Raw genomic sequence first — 5,087 nt, forward strand, 5'->3', positions numbered from 1 at the left:
TGCGCGGGGTCGATGTGGACTGGGCTCGGGTCGTGGGAGGTGGCCGGGGGGTTGAGCTGCCGACGTACGCCTTCCAGCGTCAGCGGTACTGGCTGTCGGGCGGTGCGGGCCGGGGTGTGGGGCCGGGGCAGTCTGCCGTCGCGCACCGGTTGTTGGAGGCGGTGATGCCGGTGGGAGGTGAGGGCGGGCTGGTCCTGAGTGGGCGTGTGTCGGTGGGTGCTGAGCCGTGGCTGGCTGATCATGGGGTGCTGGGCCGGGTTCTGCTGCCCGCGACGGCGTTCATGGAGCTTGCACTGGACGCGGGTGAGCGGAGCGGGCATCCGCACCTCCAGGAACTGGCCTTCGAAGCACCGCTGATTCTGCGGCCCGACACCGAGACCCACATCCAGATCGTCGTCAGCCTCCCGCACGACGACACCGATCCTGCCGACAACCGAGACATCAGCATCTACTCCACTCATCAGAACGACAACACCCAATGGCAGCGCCACGCCCGCGGCCGCATCACCACTGATCCCGGCACCCCCGGCGATGGCCTGGACAACGTGTGGCCTCCGGCAGGCGCCGAACGCCTCGAAGCCGCCGAAGGGTTTTACGATCAGCTGGCGGCCGTCGGCTACGAGTACGGCCCGGTCTTCGCGGGTGTCACCGCGGCCTGGCGGCACGGTGATGACATCTACGCCGAGGTCTCCCTGCCCGACGACGAGTCCTCCGAAGGCTTCCTGATCCACCCCGCACTCATGGACGCCGCCCTTCACCCCGCACTCATCGCCGCTCTCGCCGACATCGACGACGACACGCAGGACATCGAGGTGTCATTGCCGTTCGCCTTCTCCGGCGTTCAGCTGCATGCCACAGGCGCCCGCGCCCTGCGCGTACGCCTCCGCCACACCGGCGAACAGACGATGTCCGTCACGGCCACCGATCCCGCCGGAGAGCAAGTGCTCACGGTGCGCGAAGTGACGACGCGATCCGTCGCCGACCAGCAGCCGGCGGGCACGTTCGCCGAAGGCGACGACGTCTTCCACCTCGACTGGGTGGACGGCGTCCTCGCCGACGAGGACGCCACCTCGACCGGCAGGCGCTGGCGGATGCTCGACCTCGCCGGTGACAGCGGACTGACGGCCGCCGTGGCGAGCGTCATGCGCAGCGCGCCATCGGCCGACGACGGCTCACCGGAGAACATGGTGATCTGTGCCGCCGCCCCCGGAGACGACCCCGTCACGGACACGCACACGCTGACCGTGCGCGTCATCAGCGCGCTCCAGGAGTGGCTCGCCGCCGACACGGTGGTCACCGACTCGGACCGGTCGCTCATGGTGGTGACCTCCGGAGCCATCACCACGGGAGACGGCCCGCGCGTCACCGATCTGGCCGGCGCCGCCGTCTGGGGCCTGATCCGGAGCGCCCAGCTGGAACATCCGAACCGGGTTCTGCTGGTGGACATCGACAGTGACCCGAAGTCGGCGGCGCGCCTCCCCGAGCTGCGGGAGGCCGGGCACCCGCAGGCCGCGGTACGTGCGGGCCGGGTCCTGGTGCCCCGCCTGTCCCGCACGGAAGACGACGTCGTGACCCCGCTCGACGGCCCCTGGCGCCTCCAGTCGGGCGGCACCGGAAGCGTCCACGACGTCGCGGCCGTTGCGTGGCCGCAGGCCGACCGGCCGCTCGCAGCGGGCGAGGTTCGCGTGGCACTGCACACTGCGGGCCTGAACTTCCGGGATGTGGTCGTCGCACTGGGCATGGTCGACGATCCCCGCCCGGTGGGCGGTGAGGGCGCCGGAGTGGTGCTGGAGGTCGGTCCGGACGTCACGCGCCTTCGGCCGGGCCAACGTGTCATGGGCCTCTTCGACGGCACCGGACCCGTACTCATCACCGACGAGCGCCTGCTGGTGGAGGTCCCGGCGGGCTGGACCCTGACCCGGGCCGCCACGGTGCCCGTGGTGTTCCTGACGGCCTACTACGGGCTGGTCGACCTGGTGCAGGCACAACCGGGTGAGTCGCTGCTCGTCCACGCGGGTGCCGGCGGAGTCGGCATGGCGGCACTGCAACTCGCGCGGCACTGGGGGCTCCGGACATACGCGACCGCCAGTCCGCCGAAGGCGCACGCGGTCGCCGACCTCGGCGTCCCCGCCGATCGCATCGCGTCCTCCCGCGACCTGACCTTCGCCGAACGCTTCGGCCCCGGATCCGTCGACATCGTGCTGAACTCCCTGGCCGGTCCGTTCGTCGACGCCTCGCTGAAGCTTCTGCGCCCCGGCGGCCGGATGCTGGAGATGGGCAAGACCGACATCCGCGATCCCGCACAGGTGGCGGCCGAGCACCCGGGCGTCACCTACCAGGCATTCGACGTGACGAACGCCGGGAACGACCGGCTGCACGAAATGCTGGTCGAGCTGGTGGAACTGTTCGAGTCCGGCGCACTGGAACCCCTGCCGGTGAACGTCTTCCCCGTCCGGCACGTCCGGCATGCACTCCAGCAGTTCGCCCAGGCGCGGTTCGTCGGCAAGGTCGTACTGCGGATGCCCGTGGAGATCGACCGCCGTGGCACGGTGCTCATCACCGGCGGCACAGGCATGGCGGGCGGCGCGGTGGCTGAGCACCTGGCCGAGGCGGGAATGCGGCACCTGCTGCTGGTGTCCCGCAGCGGCAAGAACGCGCCCGGAACAGCGGATCTGCTGGCGCGGCTGACCGAACTGGGCGCCGAGCCGGTCGTAGCGGCATGCGACGTCGCCGACCGGCAGGCGCTGGCGAGGCTGCTCGCCGACATCCCCGGTGACGCCCCGCTGACGGCGGTCATCCACGCGGCAGGCGTGCTCGACGACGCGGCCGTGGAATCGCTGACGCCGGACCAGGCGCACCGCGTGCTCGCGGCGAAGGTGGACGCGGCGTGGCACCTGCACGAGCTGACCCGCGACATCGACCTGACGGCGTTCGTGCTGTTCTCGTCCATGGCGGGCACGCTGGGCAGTGGCGGCCAGGGCAACTACGCGGCGGCGAACGCCTTCCTGGACGCGCTGGCGGTCGAACGGCAGGCCGATGGGCTCGCCGCCGTCTCGCTCGCGTGGGGCTACTGGGCCCAGGACAGTGCGATGACCGGCCACCTGGGACGAGCCGAGCGGGCGAGGCTGAGTCGCGCCGGCGTGCGGCCCCTGCCCACGCCCGTCGCCCTGGCGATGTTCGGTACCGCCGTGGCCGATGGCAGAGCCGCCCTCGTACCGGCCGGCCTGGACCTGGCAGCCTTGCGGGCACAAGCCGCCGCCGGAACGCTGCCCCACGTCCTGCGAGGCATGGTGCGCGCCCCCGCCCGGCGGATGGCCGTCGTCCACGAGACGGGCGGACGCAACGGCAGCGCCGGTCTCGCCCAGCAGCTGGCCGGACTGGACGAACGCGGCCAGAACGAGCTGCTGTTGGACCTGGTCGGCTCCCACGTCTCGACGGTCCTCGGCCACCTCAACGCATCCGCGCTCGTACCGACGCAGCCGCTCAAGGAACTTGGGTTCGACTCGCTCACCGCGATCGAGCTACGCAACCGGCTGTCATCGGCCACCGGACTGCGCATGCCCGCGACGCTCGCGTTCGACTACCCGACACCGAGCGCGCTCGCCCAGTACCTCAGGGACCAGATGGCCCCGGCGACCGCGCCGCCCTCCGGGCCGCTCGCCGAACTCGACCGGCTGGAGGAGGCCATCGCCGCAGGCGCGGACAACGGAACGCGGGCTGAGATCGCCGAGCGGATGCGGCAGATCCTGCGCAAACTCGACGACCAACCCGAGGACGACGTGGAACGCCGGATCATGTCGGCCTCGCACTCGGAGTTGTTCGACCTCATCGACACGGAACTGGACGACACCAACGACGCCGGGACGGCGACAGATGACCACTGAGGAAGAGCTCACCACATACCTGAAGCGCGCCACGGCCAACCTTCACCGCACTCGGCAGCGACTGCGCGAGGTCGAGGGCCGGGCCACCGAACCGATCGCGATCGTCGGCATGGGGTGCCGCTATCCGGGTGGTGTGGCGTCGGCCGAGGATCTGTGGCGGCTGGTGGAGTCCGGTGTGGACGCGGTGGGCGAGTTCCCTGCCGATCGTGGGTGGGACGTGGAGGGCCTGTACGACCCGGATGTGGACCGGACAGGCTCGTCGTACGCGCGCGAGGGCGGGTTCCTCACGGACGCCGCCGGCTTCGACGCCGGGTTCTTCGGGATCTCGCCGCGTGAGGCCCTCGGCATGGACCCGCAGCAGCGGCTGCTGCTGGAAACGGCCTGGGAGGTGCTGGAGGACGCCGGTATCGACCCGAACAGCCTGCGCGGTTCCGACACGGGAATCTTCGTCGGTTCCGCCGCGCCAGAGTACGGGCCGCGCGCGACCGAGGGCGACACGGGCATCGACGGCTACGTACTGACCGGCACCGCGAGCAGCGTGGCATCCGGACGGCTGGCTTACACGTTCGGGTTCGAGGGTCCTGCGGTCAGTATCGATACGGCGTGTTCGTCGTCGTTGGTGGCCTTGCATCTTGCGGCGCAGGCGCTGCGGAACGGTGAGTGCTCGCTCGCCCTGGCCGGTGGCGTGGCGGTGGTCGCCGGCCCTGGGTTGTTCGTGGAGACCAGTCGAACGCGCGTTCTGTCCCCCGACGGCCGCTGCAAGCCGTACGCCGATGCCGCTGATGGGACGGGTTGGGGTGAGGGTGTTGGGTTGTTGTTGGTGGAGCGGTTGTCGGATGCGCGGAGGCTCGGTCATCGGGTGTTGGCGGTGGTGCGTGGTAGTGCGGTGAATCAGGATGGTGCGAGTAATGGGTTGTCGGCGCCGAATGGTCCGTCGCAGCAGCGGGTGATTCGTCAGGCGTTGAGCAGCGCGGGTCTGACCGGTGATGAGGTGGATGTGGTCGAGGGGCATGGGACTGGTACGCGGTTGGGTGATCCGATTGAGGCGCAGGCGTTGCTGGCGACGTATGGGCAGGGGCGGGGTGAGGGGGCTCCGTTGTGGTTGGGGTCGGTGAAGTCGAATATCGGTCATACGCAGGCTGCTGCTGGTGTGGCTGGTGTGATCAAGATGGTGCTGGCGATGCGGCATGGTGTGCTGCCGGC

2 protein-coding genes are annotated in these 5,087 nt (G+C 70.4%); both read left to right on the top strand.

Annotated elements, in window-relative coordinates:
- The first annotated feature begins 116 nt into the window (after positions 1 to 116).
- Entirely contained in the window at positions 117 to 3,884 is a 3,768-nt protein-coding gene (locus tag ACFVUT_RS37485; RefSeq protein WP_389671152.1) for an SDR family NAD(P)-dependent oxidoreductase, read from the top strand.
- Positions 3,874 to 5,087 (top strand): beta-ketoacyl synthase N-terminal-like domain-containing protein (locus ACFVUT_RS37490; protein ID WP_389671150.1); only part of this gene is annotated, 1,214 nt, incomplete at its 3' end. The genes ACFVUT_RS37485 and ACFVUT_RS37490, both read left to right, overlap by 11 nt.

The organism is Streptomyces sp. NPDC058051 (genome assembly GCF_042885475.1).
Lineage (GTDB): Bacteria > Actinomycetota > Actinomycetes > Streptomycetales > Streptomycetaceae > Streptomyces.